The 893-nt window shown below is 45.5% G+C and carries 2 protein-coding genes; one reads left to right on the top strand and one right to left on the bottom strand.

The features are described from left to right. Nucleotides 1-41: 41 nt before the first annotated feature. Complete coding sequence (locus KIV40_RS26615; protein WP_285352184.1) at nucleotides 42-551, top strand: YchJ family protein; 510 nt, start codon at nucleotides 42-44, stop codon at nucleotides 549-551. A gap of 206 nt (nucleotides 552-757) precedes the next feature. Here the strand turns inward: KIV40_RS26615 and hisE are convergent. Continuing rightward, nucleotides 758-893 (bottom strand): phosphoribosyl-ATP diphosphatase (hisE, locus tag KIV40_RS26610; protein ID WP_285352185.1); only part of this gene is annotated, 136 nt, incomplete at its 5' end.

Raw genomic sequence — 893 nt, 5'->3', positions numbered from 1 at the left:
GTTTATGGCCTCTTAGAGGCCATTTTTATAGGACTCGATTCATGTCTCAATGCCCTTGCGGTAGTAAACAAAGCTACGCTACGTGCTGTGAAATAGCACATAACGACCACCACAGTGTAACCACCCCTGAACAGCTAATGCGTTCTCGATACAGCGCACACGTACTTGGTCTCGTAGATTATGTGGTGAATACCTATCATCCAAGCTGCCACGCTGAAGAGCAACGCGAAGGTATTGCTGAGTCGATTGATAGTGATTGGGCCGGGCTTGAGGTAGTAAACGCAGAACCGGGTGCTAATAACGACGAAGGGTATGTGGAATTTAAGGCTTACTTTAATGAAGACGGCGCACAATACTGCATGCAAGAGCGTTCCCGTTTTGTGCGTGAAGACGGCCTGTGGTTCTATATCGATGGTGAATTCCCAGAGCAAAGTCAACCAGAGCCAGAGATTGACCCTCGCCTCAACCAAACGGTAGAGAGCTTTAAAATTGGCCGCAACGATCCATGTATCTGTGGCAGTGGTAAGAAGTATAAAAAGTGCTGCGGATAACTCGTACGACGAAGAGATTAGATTAAGAGAAGAGATTCCTGATGTCGCTCTGGCTCCTCTGAATGAAAAATAATCATAGGTTAGAAAAGTAACACAGGAGCTTAGAAGTCTTGAAGCTATAAAGCTCTGAGGTTTGGAAAACTAAAAGCCCCGAAAACATTTTTGCTTACGGGGCTTTTGTTTAGTTCACTGTATAAGGTCGTCGATTACTTATGACGTTCTTTAAGCTTGTTGACTACATCGTTCATCGACAAGCCTTGGTCTTGAAGCAGAACCATTAGGTGGTAAATCAAATCCGCAGATTCGCAAACTAACTCCGCCTTATCACCCGACGTCGCCGCA

The sequence above is a fragment of the Vibrio sp. D173a genome (genome assembly GCF_030248475.1).
Note: the sequence above shows the minus strand (reverse complement) of the source record. Positions and strands in the feature narration are given on the sequence as shown.

Coding starts and splice junctions, on each gene's coding strand:
- KIV40_RS26615 (WP_285352184.1), top strand. CDS start 42: ATGTCTCAATGCCCTTGCGGTAGTAAACAAAGCTACGCTACGTGCTGT.